General features: G+C 62.2%; 15 protein-coding genes. 7 read left to right on the forward strand and 8 right to left on the reverse strand.

The genetic code is table 11. The features are described from left to right. Positions 1–173: 173 nt before the first annotated feature. Together IV454_RS01575 and IV454_RS01580 are read left to right on the forward strand one after the other, a co-directional pair. Positions 174–1,031, forward strand: a complete 858-nt coding sequence (locus IV454_RS01575; protein WP_206089885.1) for a hypothetical protein — start codon at positions 174–176, stop codon at positions 1,029–1,031. 2 nt (positions 1,032–1,033) lie between these two features. Next, positions 1,034–1,639, forward strand: coding sequence for an RES family NAD+ phosphorylase (locus IV454_RS01580; RefSeq protein ID WP_206089886.1), 606 nt, complete (start codon positions 1,034–1,036; stop codon positions 1,637–1,639). 36 nt (positions 1,640–1,675) lie between these two features. Here IV454_RS01580 and IV454_RS01585 read toward each other — a convergent pair whose 3' ends face one another. Further along, positions 1,676–2,284 carry a hypothetical protein gene (locus IV454_RS01585; RefSeq protein WP_206089888.1) on the reverse strand — a complete coding sequence of 203 codons (609 nt, stop codon included), beginning with the start codon at positions 2,282–2,284 and terminating at the stop codon, positions 1,676–1,678. A 70-nt stretch (positions 2,285–2,354) separates the two neighbouring features. Continuing rightward, the gene (locus IV454_RS01590; protein WP_206089889.1) at positions 2,355–2,954 is read right to left on the reverse strand and encodes a short chain dehydrogenase; all 600 of its coding nucleotides are present in this window, start codon (positions 2,952–2,954) and stop codon (positions 2,355–2,357) included. 114 nt (positions 2,955–3,068) lie between these two features. On the opposite strand from IV454_RS01590, the gene IV454_RS01595 reads away from it, so the two are divergent. Further along, entirely contained in the window at positions 3,069–3,953 is an 885-nt protein-coding gene (locus IV454_RS01595) for a LysR family transcriptional regulator (RefSeq protein WP_206089891.1), read from the forward strand. Between the two features lie 29 nt (positions 3,954–3,982). Here IV454_RS01595 and IV454_RS01600 read toward each other — a convergent pair whose 3' ends face one another. Genes IV454_RS01600 through IV454_RS01610 form a run of 3 tightly spaced genes read right to left on the reverse strand, consistent with a single transcriptional unit; the run spans position 3,983 to position 8,213 of the window. Continuing rightward, on the reverse strand, positions 3,983–5,422 hold the full coding sequence (locus IV454_RS01600) for an efflux transporter outer membrane subunit (protein WP_229521991.1): 1,440 nt from the start codon (positions 5,420–5,422) through the stop codon (positions 3,983–3,985). A 16-nt stretch (positions 5,423–5,438) separates the two neighbouring features. Beyond that, positions 5,439–7,046, reverse strand: a complete 1,608-nt coding sequence (locus IV454_RS01605; RefSeq protein ID WP_206089893.1) for a DHA2 family efflux MFS transporter permease subunit — start codon at positions 7,044–7,046, stop codon at positions 5,439–5,441. A gap of 9 nt (positions 7,047–7,055) precedes the next feature. Continuing rightward, positions 7,056–8,213 carry an HlyD family secretion protein gene (locus tag IV454_RS01610; protein WP_206089894.1) on the reverse strand — a complete coding sequence of 386 codons (1,158 nt, stop codon included), beginning with the start codon at positions 8,211–8,213 and terminating at the stop codon, positions 7,056–7,058. A 109-nt stretch (positions 8,214–8,322) separates the two neighbouring features. Between IV454_RS01610 and IV454_RS01615 the strand changes: the two genes are divergently transcribed. From IV454_RS01615 to IV454_RS01625, 3 genes are all read left to right on the forward strand, one after another. Further along, positions 8,323–8,985, forward strand: a complete 663-nt coding sequence (locus tag IV454_RS01615; protein WP_229521992.1) for a TetR/AcrR family transcriptional regulator — start codon at positions 8,323–8,325, stop codon at positions 8,983–8,985. Positions 8,986–9,078: 93 nt separating this feature from the next. Further along, positions 9,079–9,264, forward strand: coding sequence for a hypothetical protein (locus tag IV454_RS01620; protein ID WP_206089895.1), 186 nt, complete (start codon positions 9,079–9,081; stop codon positions 9,262–9,264). Between the two features lie 161 nt (positions 9,265–9,425). Further along, positions 9,426–10,601 carry an IS4 family transposase gene (locus IV454_RS01625; RefSeq protein ID WP_206087730.1) on the forward strand — a complete coding sequence of 392 codons (1,176 nt, stop codon included), beginning with the start codon at positions 9,426–9,428 and terminating at the stop codon, positions 10,599–10,601. Positions 10,602–10,787: 186 nt separating this feature from the next. Here IV454_RS01625 and lpdA read toward each other — a convergent pair whose 3' ends face one another. The 3 genes from lpdA to aceE form a co-directional block, all read right to left on the reverse strand. After that, a complete protein-coding gene (gene lpdA, locus IV454_RS01630) occupies positions 10,788–12,593 on the reverse strand; it encodes a dihydrolipoyl dehydrogenase (RefSeq protein WP_206089896.1) in 1,806 nt (601 codons plus the stop codon). Between the two features lie 13 nt (positions 12,594–12,606). Further along, positions 12,607–13,950 (reverse strand): dihydrolipoyllysine-residue acetyltransferase, encoded by a 1,344-nt coding sequence (aceF, locus tag IV454_RS01635; protein ID WP_206089897.1) that lies wholly within the window; start codon positions 13,948–13,950, stop codon positions 12,607–12,609. Positions 13,951–14,058: 108 nt separating this feature from the next. After that, on the reverse strand, positions 14,059–16,755 hold the full coding sequence (gene aceE / locus IV454_RS01640; RefSeq protein ID WP_206089899.1) for a pyruvate dehydrogenase (acetyl-transferring), homodimeric type: 2,697 nt from the start codon (positions 16,753–16,755) through the stop codon (positions 14,059–14,061). Positions 16,756–17,055: 300 nt separating this feature from the next. On the opposite strand from aceE, the gene folD reads away from it, so the two are divergent. Continuing rightward, positions 17,056–17,901: a bifunctional methylenetetrahydrofolate dehydrogenase/methenyltetrahydrofolate cyclohydrolase FolD gene (gene folD, locus IV454_RS01645; RefSeq protein ID WP_206089901.1), complete on the forward strand. Its 846-nt coding sequence runs from the start codon at positions 17,056–17,058 to the stop codon at positions 17,899–17,901. Positions 17,902–17,937 lie beyond the last annotated feature (36 nt).

Raw genomic sequence — 17,937 nt, forward strand, 5'->3', positions numbered from 1 at the left:
TCGGCTGCCACGAGCGGCTTCGCAGAAATCGTCGTATTCGAGCGAGATGCCTATGGCGACGGCAAACACTGTTTCCGCTCCCCATTTGCAGCGATCATCGCCGGGCACGGATGCGGTTGACATGACTGACATGCCTGCCTATACTCGATTCACCCCTTTGTGAGGAGGCTATCGTGTCCGCCACCACCAAAAACAAGCCGGGAAGCGCACCGCGTCATTCCGCATCGGAACTGTTCGATCAGCTCGGGATCTTGTTCAACAAGCCCACCGCACTCACTTCTCCCGACAATTTTGCGCGAGAGCTTGAAAAGCCTTTCAGCGCTTTGTATGCGATCCCGCGGCATGAACTCGACGCGGTACAAACGGTGCTCCAGGCGCTGTTGTCGCAAATTGACACGCTCATTCCCGTCGTGGCCCGTCGCGCACTAGATAAGGCCGCTGCCTTGCACCTGCCAAACCGTTCACCCGGTATGGCCACGGGTGGCGGAACGCATTCCCCCGATGAACACGCCAGCAAGCTGGTGGGATCTGCTCCGGATGACATTGCCGCGCTGGAGGAGGACATGACAGTGCGTGCCATTCTGGACGAGGTCCGGCGCCGCAAAGCAAGGCCCATGTCCACCAGAGAATCCGTCCGGGAAGGCGCGGGATTGATGACCTCCATGCGCGCCACATCGGCTGCGACCTTACGCGAGCGCATCGACAAAAGAGAACTCATCACCTCGAGCGAGATGCAGGAAAAATTAGGCATTCGGCGCCAATCGATCAGCGACGCAGTGAAATCGGGACGGCTGTTCGCCATGGTCGGGCCGTCCGGAGAAAATTACTACCCCGCTTTTTACGCCGACGAAAGGTTTGACCGCCGCGCAATCGAAAAAGTGTCGAAGGCATTGGGGACCCTGCCTGCTTCGTCAAAATTCTTCTTTTTTACTACCAAACTATCGACCCTGCAGGAAACACCGTTGCAAGCACTCGAAAAGGGGCGCGTGAAAGAAGTCCTTGTCGCAGCGGCCTCATTTGCCCTGTTTTGAGCATGGGGACGACGCCGCTCAAGCCTCCTCCTGCAAATTTTCACCGAATCGCGCTCGACATCGAGCCGGTATTACCCTCCAGTCTGTATCGGATTTCCGGCCACAACACCGGCGAGCCATTCTTCGGACGCACTGGTGGCTGCCGCTTCGATGATGCGGCCAAACGGTTTGGAACCTGCTATCTCGGGATGGACCTGCAAGTCGCTTTTGCCGAATCGGTACTCCACAATCTCGAACCCATCGGCGGGCGTTTTCTCGTCCCGGAGTCGGAGATTTCCCGACGATTCGCGCTGCACTTTGAAGGGCCAGAATTAAAATTGGCGAATTTGACCGGGTCGTCGTTGCTCTTATCGGGCGGCAACGGAGAACTGACGGGAACATCGGATTACAGGCTTCCGCAGCAATGGGCAAAGGCGGTAGAGGCGCACCCTGAGCGAGTTGACGGACTGATTTATATATCGCGAAGAGTCAGCGGTTCGCTGGCTGTGGTCCTGTTCGAGCGGGACCGGGCGAAACCTGTCCCCATGACAATGGCATCAGCGGTTCCATTGCATGAGCATATCGACTTCGCCAGAACGATTAGCGCATTCAACATCGACATTTCATAAAGCTGCGCCAACCGTCCTGGAAGCTGTACAGAACGATTAATCGTCAGCGACAGGCGGCGGATACCGCATTGGCTCGATCTCCCATATGCGCCCATCCTCTTTTCGCCACGTCAGCTGGCCGATCAATTCCCCTTCAGGGTCGTACAGCCGGATATTTGCCGGGCTACTGACGCCGGGGCCACGCCCGCAGCCCGAACCAATGTGAATGCGCGGTTCGATGAAACCGAAGTCGCACTCCGCGTGCTTCAGGAGGGGCTGGGCCACGTCCATCCACTGATAACGCAATCCTCCGCAACAAAGCGCCCGGGCCGCATGGCGGCGCCCCATGCGCCAGCGCAGCTGGTCCCCGAGTTCGCGTAGCGCATCCGGCGCCTTCATGTACGCGGTATACGCCGGGTACTCGACTGGCTGGCCGGCACGCGCGGCGCCGTATGCACCTTCGAATGCCCTCAGAGGAGCAATGTCCTCCGCCACGCAAACGCACTCGCAATCCATGCACCACGCGGGACGCACATTGACCCACAGCAGATCGGCATCGGCGATTTGCTTGTCCGCCGGCGCCGCGCCCGTGTAATAGTACGCCTCACGAAATTTGAAATCGAATCGTTCATGACAGCTGCTGCAAACGTAGCAATCGGGGAGCATGCGAGGCCTTCGGGCGGATGGGTGGCGAGCCATTATCCGCCTTGTTACTGGCGCCAACAAGCGCGCCGGCCTACCACACCCGATACACCTGCCCCGTCTGCGCCCCTTCCACGCTGCGGCTGTACGCAAGCGCCACGCGGCTGACAGGCGCCGCCTCGAATCCATAAAAGTACGGACCATAAGAGTCGAGCGATTCTTCCAGCACCGTCGGGCTGATGGCATTGATGCGCAAGCCGCGCGGCAGCTCGATCGCGGCGCCGCGCACAAACCCTTCCACCGCGCTATTGATCATGCTGGCCGAGGCGCCAAACCGGATCGGGTGCTCGCCCACGATCCCGCTGATCAGGGTAATCGATCCGCCGTCATTCAAGAACGCCGGGGCCACCTGCGCCACATTCACCTGCCCCATCAATTTGCTGGCGATGCCAACCTGGAACTGCTCCGGTCCCAGTTCGGCCAGCGCGCCGAAATGCACGGCGCCGGCGGCCACCACCACGGCGTCGACCTTGCCGACTTGCTCGAACAGATGCCGCACTTGGGCGATGTCGCGGATATCGGCGCGCACGTCGCCGCTGCTGGCGCCAACGCGCACGATCTCGTGGCGCGCGGCCAGATGGGAAGAGACTGCCTTGCCGATGGTGCCGCTGGCGCCGATGACGATGATTTTCATAGCTACTCCATGTAAGTTGAGAAACGAACGATGCAAGCAATCAGTATCTTTCAGTTAGCAATCAAGATAAATGAGCTAACATGACGGATATTACTTACCAAAAATTCGCAATCAATGGACAAGCTGCGCAGCATGGAGATTTTCACCGCAGTCGTGGACGACGGCAGCCTCACTGCGGCCGCCGCGCGTTTCGATATGTCGGCCGTGATGGTCGGCAAGCACATCCGCTTCCTGGAAGAGCGCCTGGGTGCGCGCCTGCTCGCGCGCACCACGCGGCGTCAGAGCCTGACCGAAATCGGCGAACAGTATGTGGAGCAGTGCCGCAGCATCCTGGCGCAGGTGCGCGCCGCCGAATCGGGCGCGGAAGCGATGCGGCTCGCCCCGCGCGGGCGCCTGCGCATCAGCGCCCCCGTTACCTTCGGCAGCGAGTCGCTCTCGCCGCTGCTGCCAGGCTATCTGGCGCGCCATCCCGAGGTGAGCCTCGACCTGGAATTGAACGACCGCCTGGTCGACGTGGTGGACGATGGCTACGACGCCGCCATCCGCATCGGCGAACTGGATGATTCGGGCATGATCGCGCGCCGCCTGCGCCCTTACCGCATGCTGATCTGCGCCTCGCCCGCCTACCTTGCGCGCCATGGCGAGCCGAGGATGCCGGCCGATCTGGCGGACCACGAATGCCTGGACTTCATGCACTGGAAAAAACTGGTGCGCTGGCGCCTGGGCGACGATGACGGCGCCGCCCAGGCGCGGGTCAGCCGGTTCCGGTCGAACAATGGCCAGGCGCTGAAACAGGCAGCGCTGGCGGGCTTCGGGATTGTGATGCAGGCGGAGGTGATGCTGGCGCAGGAAGTGGCGGCGGGACGGCTGGTATCGCTCCTGGAAGCGCATATTCCGGCGCCGCGCACGATGCATGTCCTGTATCCGCCCGATCGTCAGGCCACGCCGAAACTGACCACCTTCATCGATTTTCTGCTGGAGCACTTCGGCCCGCGGTAGCGCGCCGGGCGCACTACCGCGGGTAAAGCTTAACGCGACGCTTGGGCGACGGACGCCTCGGCCGCTTGCTGGGTCCAGCCGCCGCCGAGCGAACGCGCCACGGCCACGCTGGCCAGCAGGCGCTGGGTGCGGATTTGCGCGGCGGCGCGGTCGGCATTGAGTGAGCTGCGCTGGGCGTCGGTCACGTCCAGGTAGGTCGACAAGCCACGCTCGTAGCGTGCCTGCGCCACCAGAAAGGCGCGCGCCGCGGCCTGCTGCGACTGGGCCTGCACTTCGCCCTGGCGCTGGCGCTGCTGCACGTCCGACAGCGCATCTTCCACTTCGCGCAATGCCGTCAGCAACCTGGTTTCGTGGTTGGCGCGCGCTTCGGCGTAACGTGCCTGCGAGATCGCCAGATTGGCCTTGTTGCGGCCTCCGTCGAAGATCGGCAGCGACAAGGCCAGCGGGCCGATGGAAAACTGGCGCGCACCGCTATTGGTGAGATTGCTCAGGCTCTCGGAAGCGAAACCAAAATTGCCGGTCAGGGTCAGCGAGGGATAAAACGCCCCTTCCGACACCGCCACCTGCGCATTGGCCGCGCGCAGGGCCGCCACGCTCGAGGCCAGGTCCGGCCGCTGCGACAGCAGGCTGGCCGGCAGGCCGACCGGAATGGCCGGCGGCGCCGGCAGGTCCACCTTGGCGGCCGCGGCGATCAGCGGCGACGACGGCGACACGCCCACCAGGGTGGCCAGGCTGTGTTCGAGCAGGTTGCGCTGACGCTGTACTTCGTGCAGGTCCGCTTCGGCGTTGGCGCGCTCGACCCGGGCCCGCGACACATCGAGTTCGTTGGTCAGGCCGGCGTCGAAGCGCGCTTCGACCAGTTGCTGCGATTCGCCGCGGCTCGCCAGGGCGTTCTTGAGGATCGCCATTTCGGCATCCATGCCGCGCAGCTGCCAGTAGGTGCTGGCAACTTGCGCCGACAGCAGCAAGATCACGCCATCGCGGTCGTCCTGGGCCGCCAGGGCCTGGGCGTCGGCCGCTTCCACCACGCGCTTGACCCTGCCCCACAGGTCCAGCTCATACGAGAGCGAACCACCGACAAAATAGTTATCCCCTTTGATCGAGCGGTGGCCCAACGCCAGGCCCTGCGAGGTCTCGGCCGAACTGCGCGCATTGCTCACCGAGGTGCTCAGGTTCACGCTCGGCGACAGCGCCGCGCGCAGGTTGCCCATTTGCGCCTGCGCCTGCAGCAGGCGCTGCGCGGACGCTTTCACACCCGGGTTGTCGCGCACGGCGCGCTGCTCAAGGTCGTTCAGGGTGGTGTCGCCAAATACGCTCCACCAGCTCGCCGGCAGGCGCGCGCCAGCCAGGTTGTCGGCGCTGGCGTGCCGCCAGGCCGGGTTGGCGACGGCGACAGGTTCGACGAAATCGGTGCCGACGGTGGCACAGCCGGACAGCGCCAGCAGCGCGCACAGGATCAGTGGCTTCAAGGTGATTCTCCCTACTTTAATGAGCGCCCGCGCCGGGACCGGACGGGGCTTTGACGTTGTCGGCGAACAGCAGCGCGCCGACGCAAGCGAACAGGAATACGGCCATGATGACAAAGCCATCGTTATAGGCCATGACATAGGCTTCGCGCCGCACCACGCGGTCGATCACCGACAGCGCCTGGTTGGCGGCGCTGGCGGGATCGATGCCGCTGGCCACGAAGGCGGCGGTCAGCTGGTCCAGGCGTTGCTGGACCGGGGCCGAGGTGGCGGTGACCGACTGGCCGATGATCGCCGAGTGGAAGTGCTCGCGGTTGGTGAGCGTGGTGGCCAGCATGGCGATGCCGATCGAGCCGCCCAGGTTACGCGTCATGTTGAACAGGCTCGATGCCGACGAGGTGTCGGCCGGCGCGATCTTGTGCATCGCGAAGCTCGACAAGGTCAGCATGATGAAAGGCTGGCCCAGGGCGCGCACGACCTGAGACCAGAAAAGCTGGTCGTATCCGGTGGTCGCATCCATGTGCGAATTCATCAGGCACGAAATGCCGAACAGGGTCAGGCCGATCGAGCACAGGATGCGGTTGTCGACCTTGGACGAGAGCGCGGCGGCGAACGGCATGACGAACAGTTGCGGCAGGCCGGCCCACATGATGACTTCACCGATCTGCATCGGGGTGTAGCCGGCGATCTGGCCCAGGTACAGCGGCAGCAGGAACGAGGAACCGTACAAGCCCATGCCGATCACCGCCGACAAGATCGTGGCGACGATGAAGTTGCGCTGGCCGTACAGGCGCAGGTTCACGAACGGATCGGGGCGCGTCAGGCTGGTGACGGCCCATCCCACCAGGCCAATCAACGACAGGGAGGCGAACAGGATGATGAAGTTCGAATCGAACCAGTCCTTCGAATTGCCCTCTTCGAGGAAGATGGTCAGGCTGCCGAGGCCCATGGCCATCATGGCGATGCCGAGCCAGTCGGCCTTGATCAGCAGGCGAAGGTTGCTGGGGCTGCGGTCCAGGCCCCACCAGATACCGCCGATCAGCAGCAGTCCGGGCACCCAGTTGATGTAGAAAATCGATGGCCAGCCGTAGATTTCGGACAGGTAGCCGCCCAGGGTCGGGCCCATGGCCGGTGCCAGGGTCGCGGTCAGGCCGAAGATGGCCATGCCGACCGAACGGCGCGAGGCCGGCAGCTTGGCCATGACCAGGGTCATCGCCATGGGAATCAGGGCGCCGCCGGTAAAGCCTTGCAGCGCGCGGAACACGATCATGCTTTCCAGGTTCCAGGCGTAGCCGCACAAGGTCGAGAACACCAGGAACAGCGAGGTGGTGCCCATCATGTACATGCGCATGCCGAACACGCGCGCCAGCAGCGCGGTCATCGGGATGACGACGATTTCGGCGCACAGGTAGGCGGTGGAAATCCACGACCCCTCTTCCTGGGTGGCCGAGAGGGTGCCCAGGATGTCCTTGAGCGAGGCATTGGTGATCTGGATGTCCAGGATCGCCATGAAAGCGCCCAGCATGCCGGCGGCGACGGCGATCCAGGTGCGCAGGTCGACCTTTTCGGAGATCGGCGGCGCTGCCGCCATTGCGCCGGCGGTCATGGTGTTGGTCGGGCTGCTCATGAAATAGGCTTAGTGGGCTGCAGGGGCGGCCGGGGCGGTCGCGGTCTTGGTGGCAGGAGCTTCCTGACCGAGTTCGATCTCGGCCATTGCCGACATGCCCGGCACCAGGCGCCCTTGCAGGGCCTTGACGTCTTCGGCACGCAATACGATCTTGACCGGCACGCGCTGGACGATCTTGGTGAAGTTCCCGGTGGCGTTATCGGCCGGCAGCAGCGCGAACTGGTTGCCCGAGGCTGGCGAGAAGCTGTCGATGCGGCCGACCAGCGGATGCTTCGGCATGGCGTCGATCACGACGTGGACCGTCTGGCCGGGCTGCAGGCCGGCGAGCTGGGTTTCCTTGAAATTGGCGGTGATCCAGACGTCGTCCTGCACGATGGCGGCGAGCTGCTGGCCGGGCTGCACGCGGGCACCCACTTCCACGCTGCGGCGGCCAAGGCGCCCGTCGACCGGCGCCACGATGCGGTTGTAGGCCAGCTGCTGCTGGGCGTCCTTCAACTGGGTTTGCAGGACCTTGATCTGGGCCTTGACGACATCGCGCGCGGCGCCGGCGGCGGTGATCTGGGCCTGGGCCGCGACCACGGTGCCGCGGCGCGCCGAGACGTCGGCCACCGCACCGGCGCGGCCGGCGTTGGCGGCATCGAGTTCGGCTTTCGAGACGGCTTTCATCTGCGAGGTATACAACTGGCCGAAACGCTCGGCATCCTGTTTGGCGCGCAGCAGCTGCGCTTCCGATTGCAGCACCTGGGCCGAAGCGGCGGCGGCTTGCGCGCGCACCTGTTCGACCTGGGCGTCGGCCTGCAGCACCTGCTGCTGGGCGCTGGCGATCTGCGCCTGGATCTGTTCGACCTTGACCCGCTGGTCGGCCGGATCGAGTTCGGCGATCAGGTCGCCGGCCTTGACGCTCTGGTTATCTTCCACCAGCACCTTGGTCACCACGCCGGCGATGCGGGCCGATACCGGGTGCACGTGGCCGGAGACGTAGGCGTTCTCGGTTTCGACGAAATGGGAGCTGCGGTACCACATGCGGCCACCGGCACCAATCGCCAGCAGGGCGATCAGGGCCAGAATGCCGCGCACGCGCCAGTTGGGCGGCGTCGCGGCGGGCGCCTGGACGGGTGGAACGGCGGCGAGGGCTTGCGGCTCGGCCTTGGCTGGTGCTTGCGACATGGTACTGCTCCGATAATGAAATGGGGTAGGGTCATTATTCCCTAAGCATTTAGCCAAGTCAAGAAATGAAACGGTTGCATTTCATTTTATTTTGAATTAGAGTGACGGCATGATGACAGCCATCCCTGCCCCACCCGTACCGGCCGCCAAATCGGCGGGCCGGCCGCGCGCTTGCGAGCTCGAAGCGCGCCACAACAATCTGATCGAAACCGCCGGCCAGTTGATGCTCAAGCATGGCTATGGCAAGGTCAGCCTGGAAACCATTGCGCGCGAAGCCCACGTGGCGGTGCGCACGATTTACGTCAAGTTCGGCGGCAAGGCCGGTTTGTTCCAGGCGGTGCTCAAGTCCAACCGCAGCCGCTTTTTCGCTGCCAACGCGGTGGAACAGGACATGCGCCCGCTCAAGCAGGTCATCTCCGAATTCAGCCTGCAGTTTTTCGACATGATCAGCGCGCCGGAAGCGTTAAGCATGCAGCGCATGGTGATCGCGGAAGCGCCGTCCAATCCGGAATTGTCGGCATCGTTTTACGAAGCGGGTCCGCGCCAGACCCGCGAGATGCTGATGCGCTATTTCGCGCGGCCGGACATCCGCTCCCAGTTGCGCGAGGATCTGGCGCTGGAACTGATTCCGACCTTTCTGCTCAACTGCGTGCAGGGCGAATACTTCGGCCGGTTCTTGTTTCAGCCGGCGCCGCAGGCACGGGAAGACGTGGTGAAGGCATTGGAGCAGCGTCTGGATCTGTTTTACCGCAGCGTTCTGCGCGCGCCCTGAGGCGGCAGCGTGCCGCGTGCCCGGCAGAATGTGCGTCATCGCACCGAAGTGGTGCATCATTTCTGTCAAAGTTCAGTCTTTCAAGGAGGATGTATGAGCAAGTCTGCTCGCTACGAATGGCATGACCAGCAAGCGTCACTGAATGAACGGATGAAGGTTTTTTTGGAAAACCCGAATATGGAACAACTCGAAGCGGTGGTCGCGGAGATGCACGCGTATGCGGCCGCCGCGCGCTCGGGGAATATTGAGATTCCTACGCGGTGGGTGAGTTTTCACTAAGAGATACTACCCCACCGTCGTTCCTGGCACTGCCAGAAACGACTTCCCGCGCAGGCGCACTGCTGTCCGGAATAAAGTGGGTTGACAACGTTAAAAGGGTTGCAGGTATTGGTTTACGAGGGTTAACCTCTGTTTGCCAACTTAAAAACCAAACCTGCAACATGTTCAGCATAACTACTTTTCAGCGTTTAATGAAGGGGCTCCCGCGAGGAACCTTCGCTCAACTAGTCGAACGGCACAATGCCGACAAATATTGCAAGAAGTTCGGGCATTGGGATCATCTCATTGCCATGCTCTACGCGCAGATCAGTGAGGCGAAGGGGTTGCGACCACTGGAGACTGGCTTCAACAGTCATGTCGCGCATCACTACCATCTTGGTACGTCAGCGATCAAGCGCTCCACCTTGGCTGACGCCAATGAGAATCGATCTGACACGGTGTTTAGTGATACCGCTGCCTGGTTGATGGGGAAGGTGTCGCGTAAGCTGCGCCAGCAAAGCAATGATCTGATGTATTTGCTTGACTCCACCTCGTTGACGTTGAAGGGACGGGAGTTTGAGAGGTGGACGCCCGAGAATAGCACTCGCAATACGCAAGGCTTGAAGCTGCACGTTTTGTATGATGCCCATGATGCAATCCCTGTCTGGCACGACATTAGCCACCCCAACGTCAATGACGTTGAACGGGCAGTTGACGTACCGCTCGAAGCGAACGCGCTCTATGTATTTGACAAGGGCTATTGCGATTTCAATTGGTGGAAATCCATTGACGAGGCCAACGCGCGCTTTGTTACTCGTTTCAAGAACAACGCCGCTGTCAACGTCCTGCAGAAATCGGACATCCCTGCTGATGATGCGCACATCGTGCTCAGCGACGAAATCGTTACTTTCAAGCACAAACGGCTCGGCGGAAAACGGATCAATCTCTACTTTGGGAAGCCTTTGCGCCGTGTCATCGTGGCGCGGCCGAACAAAGATACGCCCATCGTTCTGGCTACTAACGACTTCGACAGTAGTGCCATGGAAATTGCCCAGCACTACAAAAAGCGCTGGGCAATCGAGCTGTTCTTCAAATGGATCAAGCAGCACCTCAAGATCAAGCAGTTCCTCGGACGATCTGAAAATGCGGTCCGGATTCAGATACTTACCGCTCTCATCAGTTATTTGTTGGTTGCACTGTTCAACGAGTCCAACCGTGTGAAACGGACCCTGTGGGATTGCCTTTGCTTCGTCCGCGCAACCCTATTTCAACGTACGGACACCGAAGATTTACATGATCGCCGACGACGACAAGCGGCGCACGAATTCGCAGAAATTCAAGGATGCCTCTTCTCGTGAGCGCGTCAAGAAAATTATTCCGGACGACAGTGCGCGCAGGCGGGAACCCAAGTTCGTCGAGTCGACTGTGACTACGGTACGGAATTGGGTTCCCGCCTGCGCGGGAACGACGGTCTTTAATTTTTAGGTTACAAAAAAAAGCCCCGTTGACGCAGGCGTGAACGGGGCTTTTTTTATTTGCGGCGCTTACTTCTTGCGCACCGGCGGCAAGTCCGTGCACACGCCTTCATACACTTCCGCCGCCATGCCGATCGATTCGCCCAGGGTCGGATGCGGGTGAATCGTCTTGCCGATATCGATGCCATCGGCACCCATCTCGATCGCCAGCGCGATTTCCCCGATCATGTCGCCCGCATGCGTGCCGACGATGCCGCCACCGACAATGCGGTGCGTCTCGGCGTCGAACAGCAGCTTGGTAAAGCCCTCGTCGCGGCCATTGGCCACCGCGCGGCCGCTCGCGGCCCAGGGGAAGTGCCCCTTCTCCAGCTTGATGCCCTTCGCTTTCGCCTCGTCCTCGGTAATGCCGACCCATGCCACTTCCGGATCGGTGTAGGCCACCGATGGAATCACCTTGACGTCGAAGAAAGCCTTCTCGCCATGCGCCGCTTCGGCGGCGACGTGCGCTTCATGCACCGCCTTGTGCGCCAGCATCGGCTGGCCCACCAGGTCGCCGATGGCGAAGATATGCGGCACGTTGGTGCGCATTTGCGCGTCAACCGGAATGAAACCGCGGTCGGTGACCGTCACGCCAGCCTTGTCGGCCGCGATCTTGCCGCCGTTCGGGCTGCGGCCGACGGCAACGAGCACCATGTCGTAAATCTGCGGCTCGGGCGCGGTGACGCCGGCTTCCGCCGCTTCGAACGAGACCTTGATGCCCTCTTCCAGCGCTTCCACGGCCACCGTCTTGGTCTTGGTCATGACCTTGTCGAAGCGCTTCTCGTTGAACTTCTGCCAGACCTTGACCATGTCGCGGTCGGCGCCCTGCATCAGGCCATCGAGCATCTCGACCACGTCGATGCGGGCACCGAGGGTCGAGTAGACGGTGGCCATTTCCAGGCCGATGATGCCGCCGCCGATGACCAGCATGCGTTTCGGGATCTGGCGCAGTTCCAGCGCGCCGGTCGAATCGACGATGCGCGGATCTTTCGGCACGAACGGCAAATTGACGACAGCCGAACCGGCGGCAATGATCGCCTTCTGGAACTGGACTACCTTCTTGCTGCCGTCGGCGGCGGTCACTTCGATGTGGTTGGCGCTGACGAACTGGCCGACACCCTGCACCACATTCACCTTGCGCATCTTGGCCATGCCCGCCAGGCCGGTGGTCATCTTGGTGATGACCTTGTCCTTGTAGGCGCGCAGCTGGTCGATGTCGACTTCCGGCTTGGCGAAGCTGATGCCGTGCTTGGACATGGCTTGCGTTTCATCGATCACGGCGGCCACGTGCAGCAGCGCTTTCGATGGAATGCAGCCCACGTTCAGGCACACGCCGCCGAGCGACGCGTAACGCTCGATCAGCACCGTGTTCATGCCCAGGTCGGCCGAACGGAACGCCGCCGAATAGCCGCCGGGACCCGCACCCAGCACCATCATTTCGCATTCGATGTCGACCTTGCCGTCGTACTTGGCCATGACCGGCGCAGGGGCTGCGGCAACCGGCGCCGCAGGAGCCTGAGCTGCGGCTGGTACGGCTGGTGCGGCTGCTGCGGGAGCGGCAGCAGGTGCGGCAGCGGCAGGAGCCGCCGCTGCGTCACCGGCAACGTCCAGCACCAGCAGCATCGAGCCTTCGGCTATCTTGTCGCCCACCTTGACCTTGATTTCCTTGACCACGCCGGCGTGGCTGGCAGGGATTTCCATGCTGGCCTTGTCGGATTCGACGGTGATCAGGGACTGGTCGACCTTGATCGTGTCGCCCACCTTGACCATCACTTCAATGACTTCGACTTCCTTGAAGTCGCCGATATTCGGTACTTTTACCTCGATTGTGCTCATCGCTGTGTCGTCCTTATAACAAGGTCTTGCGCAGATCGGCCATCACTTCGGCCAGATAAGCGGTGAAGCGCGCGGCCATGGCACCGTCGATCACGCGGTGATCGTACGACAGCGACAGCGGCAGCATCAGGCGCGGCTGGAATGCCGCGCCGTCCCACACCGGCTTCATGGAGGACTTGGACAGGCCAAGGATCGCCACTTCCGGTGCGTTGATGATCGGCGTGAAGGCCGTGCCGCCAATGCCGCCGAGCGACGAGATGGTGAAGGTCGCGCCCTGCATGTTGGCGGGACTGAGCTTGCCGTCGCGCGCCTGGGCCGACAGCTCACCCATTTCGACGGCGATCTGCGAGATCGATTTCTTGTCGGCGTCCTTGATGACCGGGACCATCAGGCCGTTCGGGGTGTCGGCCGCGAAGCCGATGTTGTAGTACTGCTTGAGAATCAGGTTGGCGCCGGTGGCGTCGATCGATGCATTGAACGCCGGGTACTTCTTGAGCGCGGCGACGCTGGCCTTGATCACGAAAGCGAGCATGGTCAGCTTGACGGTCGACTTGGACTTGGCCAGAGCGGCGTTCGAATCGACGCGGAACTGTTCGAGGTCGGTCACGTCGGATTCGTCGAACTGCGTCACGTGCGGGATCATCACCCAGTTGCGGTGCAGGTTCGGGCCGCTGATTTTCTTGATGCGCGACAGCGGCAGCAGTTCGGTCGGGCCGAATTTGCTGAAGTCGAGCGATGGCCATGGCAGCAGGTCCAGACCCACGCCGGAACCGCCGCCGGACGCCTTGCTGCCGTTGCCCGGCGACTCGCTCGCGAGCACGCCCTTGACGAAGTTCTGCACGTCTTGCTGGGTGATGCGGCCTTTCGGTCCGCTGCCGGCCACGCGCAGCAGATCGACGCCGAGTTCGCGCGCGAACTTGCGGATCGATGGCGAGGCGTGGGCCTTGGCGTTCGATTGGGCTGGTGCGGCTGCTGCCGCTGGTGCAGGGGCTGCGGCCGGTGCCGGTGCTGCTGCCGGAGCGGCGGCCGGTGCGGCAGCAGGCGCCGGAGCGGCTGCTTGCGCTGCTGCTGGTGCTGCTGCGGCAGGTGCGGCAGGTGCGGCAGGTGCGGCAGCCGCATCATCGCTTTCGAGGATCAGCAACAGCGCGCCTTCGGCGACCTTGTCACCGACCTTGATTTTGAGTTCCTTGACCACGCCTGCGTGGCTGGATGGGATCTCCATGCTGGCCTTGTCGGATTCGACCGTGATCAGCGACTGGTCGACTTTGATGGTGTCGCCCGGCTTGACCATCAGTTCGATGACTTCGACTTCCTTGAAGTCGCCGATGTCCGGGACTTTGACTTCCACAATGCTCATAGCGTTTACTCCGTTCTTATTCGTTTAGTCGCGCGACGGCTCACCGCACTTGGGTTCCCGCCTGCGCGGGAACCCAAGTCAAGCGCGGGGCCGGAACGCCGGGCAAAGTTACTGGGTCACCGGATTCGGCTTGTCAGGATTGATGCCGTACTTGGCAATCGCTTCCGCCACCACCGAGGTGGCAATCGCGCCTTCGTCGGCCAGCGATTTGAGCGCCGCTACCACGATGTAGTAACGGTTCACTTCAAAGAACTCGCGCAGCTTGACCCGGCTGTCGGAACGGCCGAAACCATCGGTACCGAGCACCTTGTAGGTGCGGCCCTTCGGCATGAACGCGCGGATCTGTTCCGCGAACAGGCGCATGTAGTCGGTCGTGGCGATGATCGGACCGGTGGTCTTTTCCATCAGCTGCGTGACATACGGCAGGCGCGGCGCGTCGGTCGGGTGGACCATGCTCCAGCGCTCGGCGTCCTGGCCGTCACGGGCGATCAGGGTCAGCGACGGCGCCGACCACACGTCGGCCGCGATGCCGAAGTCCTTCTGCAGCAGTTCGGCCGCGAAGATCGATTCGCGCAAAATGGTACCGGAGCCGACCAGCTGCACGCGCTGCTTGACGCTGGCGTCGCCCGCCTTCAGCAGGTACATGCCTTTCAGGATGCCCGCTTCCGTGCCCGGCGTCAGGCCTGGCTGCTCGTAGTTCTCGTTCATCAGGGTGATGTAGTAGAACACGTCTTCCTGCTCCGCCACCATGCGGCGCAGGCCGTCCTGGACAATGACCGCCACTTCATGCGCGAAGGTCGGATCGTACGGCAGGCAGTTGGGAATGGTCGCCGCCATCACATGGCTGTGGCCATCTTCGTGCTGCAAGCCTTCGCCGTTCAGGGTCGTACGGCCAGCGGTGCCGCCCATCAGGAAGCCGCGTGCGCGCATGTCGCCCGCGGCCCACGCCAGGTCGCCGATGCGCTGCATGCCGAACATCGAGTAAAAGGTGTAGAACGGGATCATGATCCGGTTGTTGGTCGAGTACGAGGTCGCCGCGGCGATCCACGAGCTCATGCCGCCCGCTTCGTTGATGCCTTCCTGCAGAATCTGGCCGGCCTTGTCTTCGCGGTAGTACATGACCTGGTCTTTATCAACCGGCTCGTACAACTGGCCCTGTTGATTGAAGATGCCGATCTGGCGGAACAAGCCTTCCATGCCGAAGGTCCGCGATTCGTCGACCAGGATCGGCACGATGCGCTGGCCCAGGTTCGGGTCGCGCAGCAAGGTCGAGATGATGCGAACGAACGATTGCGTGGTCGAGATTTCACGGCCTTCGGCGGTCGCGTCCAGGACGTTCTGGAATGCGGAGAGCGCAGGCACCGGCAGCGATTCGGCCGCTTGCGGACGGCGCTGCGGCAGGTAGCCGCCCAGCAGTTCGCGGCGCTTGTGCAGGTAGACCATTTCCGGCGCATCGTCGGCCGGCTTGAAGAACGGGATCTCGGCCAGCTTGTCGTCCGGGATCGGGATCGCAAAGCGGTCGCGCATTTCGCGGATCGCTTCGTCGTCGAGCTTCTTGGTCTGGTGCGCGGTGTTGCGCGCTTCGCCGGACTTGCCCATGCCGAAGCCCTTGACGGTTTTCACCAGCAGGACGGTCGGGCTGCCCTTGTTTTCCTGGGCGATCTTGAAGGCGGCGTAGATCTTGTGCGGATCATGACCACCACGGGTCAGGCGCCAGATATCGTCGTCGGTCATGTTGGCGACCATTTCCAGCAGCTTCGGATGCTTGCCGAAGAAGTTCTTGCGCACGTAGGCGCCGTCCTTGGCCTTGTAGTTCTGGTATTCGCCGTCGACGGTTTCCATCATCACGCGCTGCAGGATGCCGTCCTTGTCCTTGGCCAGCAGGGCGTCCCAGCCCGGACCCCAGATGACCTTGACCACGTTCCAGCCGGCGCCGCGGAAGTCCGCTTCGAGTTCCTGGATGATCTTGCCGTTGCCGCGCACAGGGCCGTCAAGGCGCTGCAGGTTGCAGTTCACGACCATCACCAGGTTGTCGAGGCGTTCGCGCGCGGCCATGCCGATCGCGCCCATCGATTCCGGCTCGTCCATCTCGCCGTCGCCGCAGAACACCCAGACCTTGCGGTTGGAGGTGTCGGCGATCGAGCGCGCGTGCAGGTACTTGAGGAAGCGCGCCTGGTAGATCGCCATCAGCGGGCCCAGGCCCATCGAGACGGTCGGGAACTGCCAGAAGGTCGGCATCAGTTTCGGGTGCGGGTAGGACGACAAGCCCTTGCCGTCGACTTCGCGACGGAAATTGAGCATCTGGTCTTCCGACAGGCGGCCTTCGAGGAAGGCGCGCGCGTAGATACCCGGCGAGGAGTGGCCTTGCAGGTACAGCAGGTCGCCGCCGTGGTCCGCGGTCGGGGCACGCCAGAAGTGATTGAAGCCGATGCCGAGCATGTTCGCCAGCGAGGCGAAGCTCGAAATGTGGCCACCCAGGTCGCCGTCGGCGCGGTTGGCCTTGACCACCATCGCCATCGCGTTCCAGCGCATCCACGAGCGCAGGCGCTCTTCGTACTCCAGGTTACCGGGGCAGTGTTCTTCGAGGTGGGTGGGGATGGTGTTGACGTAGGCGGTGTTGCTGGAAAACGGGATGTGGGCGCCGCGGCGGCGGGCCAGGTCGACCATGCGCTCCATCAGGTAGTGCGCGCGGTCGGTGCCCTCATTTTCAATGACGGCTTCGAGCGCGTCGAGCCACTCCTTGGTTTCGAGCGTGTCGGGATCGTTGGCGGCTGCTGCCGTCAACTGGTCGAGTTGAGCTGACATTGATGCGTCTCCTTTGTTAGTGCCCTACCCGATCGACATCGACGGCGGACGTTTTGCTGATTATTTACCAATACCCAAATTTAGTGGAGCAATTCTAACAGTAGTTTTCCGCTTTTTCAAATAGCGATATATCGTTTCATATTATGGGATTTGACTTGACGTGAACGTAAAGTTCACCTTTCCTTCAAGGCAAGAGTATGGGTAGTTCCGGGGATTTGGGGCACGCGATAGCAGCAGTGGCTTTATAATCCCGCTTTTGTCCCACGCTTTTCTCCCCCACTCTTTTCCCGGCTAAAAATCATGTCCGCTCAACTGATCGATGGTGTTCTCCTCTCCCAACAATTACGCGCAGAAATCAAGCAGCGCGCCAGTGTCCTGACCGCCAAGGGCAAGCAGCCCGGGCTGGCAGTGATTTTGGTGGGAGAAGATCCGGCCAGCCACGTGTACGTGCGCAACAAGGTCAAGGCGTGCGCGGACGTGGGCTTTCATTCGATCCTGGAAAAGTACGATGCCGACCTGACCGAAGCGGCCCTGCTCGACCGCATCGCTAGCCTGAACAGCGACCCGGCGATCCACGGCATCCTGGTACAGATGCCGCTGCCCAAGCACATCAATCCGAACAAGGTGATCGAGGCGATCTCCACCACCAAGGATGTGGACGGCTACTCGGTGCTCAGCGCCGGCGAACTGATGACCGGCCTGCCGGGTTTCCGCCCGTGCACGCCGTATGGCTGCATGAAATTGATCGAAAGCACCGGTTACGACTTGCGCGGCAAGCACGCGGTCGTCATCGGCCGCAGCAACACGGTCGGTAAGCCAATGGCGCTGCTGCTCTTGCAAGCGAACGCCAGCGTGACCATATGCCATAGTGCGACCCCGGACCTGGCTTACCACACGCGCCAGGCCGACGTGGTCGTGGCCGCCGTGGGGCGCCGCAACACCTTGACCGCCGACATGGTCAAACCCGGTGCGATCGTGATCGATGTGGGCATGAACCGCGACGATAACGGCAAACTGTGTGGCGATGTCGATACCGCGGCGGTGCGCGAGGTGGCCTCGCACATCACGCCCGTGCCGGGCGGCGTGGGGCCGATGACGATTACCATGCTGCTGATGAACACGGTCGAAGCGGCCGAGCGCGGCTAAACCCGCAGCTTGCCGGCGCGGCAAGCCGACGCGCCT

This window comes from Massilia antarctica (genome assembly GCF_015689335.1).
GTDB classification, from domain to species: Bacteria; Pseudomonadota; Gammaproteobacteria; order Burkholderiales; family Burkholderiaceae_D; genus Telluria_A; species Telluria_A antarctica.